Source organism: Glycomyces sp. TRM65418, assembly GCF_019710475.1.
GTDB lineage: Bacteria > Actinomycetota > Actinomycetes > Mycobacteriales > Micromonosporaceae > Glycomyces.
Map to the genome: position 1 here is coordinate 1 of NZ_JAJFAX010000028.1, position 689 is coordinate 689.

General features: G+C 72.7%; 1 protein-coding gene. It reads left to right on the forward strand.

The features are described from left to right. The coding region (locus K3N28_RS23175) for a sensor histidine kinase (protein WP_228095273.1) at nt 1-689 on the forward strand (689 nt) is incomplete at both ends.

Here is a 689-nt window from a genome sequence, read left to right on the forward strand (position 1 = left end):
TCGGCTTCGGCGCCTACCTGCGCGGGCTCGACAAACTGCGGCGGGAGACGCAGGAGGAGGTGCGCCGCGCCGAACGGCTCGAACTGGCGCGGGAGATGCACGACTTCGTCGCCCACCACGTCACCGGCATGGTGGTGCTCGCCCAAGCCGCGCAGGTCACCGACACCGACCCCACGAAGGCGTTCGCCGACATCGAAGAAGCCGGACTCTCGGCACTGTCCTCCATGCGACGCCTGGTCACCATGCTCCGCGACGACGAGACCGGCACCGACGGCCTCAACCCCCTGGGCGACCTCTCCCAAATCGAAGACCTGGTCGACCGGTTCTCCCGCGAAGGCACCGACGCGACCTGCTTCATCTCCCCCGAACTGGCCGGCACCGTCGCCCCCGAGATCGCCGCCACCGCCCACCGCGTCGTGCGCGAGGCGCTGACGAACGTGCGCAAGCACGCCCGCGGCGCGAACCGGGTCCGCGTCGTCGTCGCGGCCACCGGCGGCCAGGGCATGGAGGTCTCAGTCCGCGACGACGGCCACGCCGCCCGCGGACGCCTGGCCGAATCCGGCAGCGGCCTGGGCCTGCTGGGCCTGAGCGAACGCATCGAAGCGGTCGGCGGCCGGCTACGGGCCCAACCGCGACCCGAAGGCGGCTGGGAAACCGCCGCCTGGCTCCCACGGACCGCCGAGACCGCC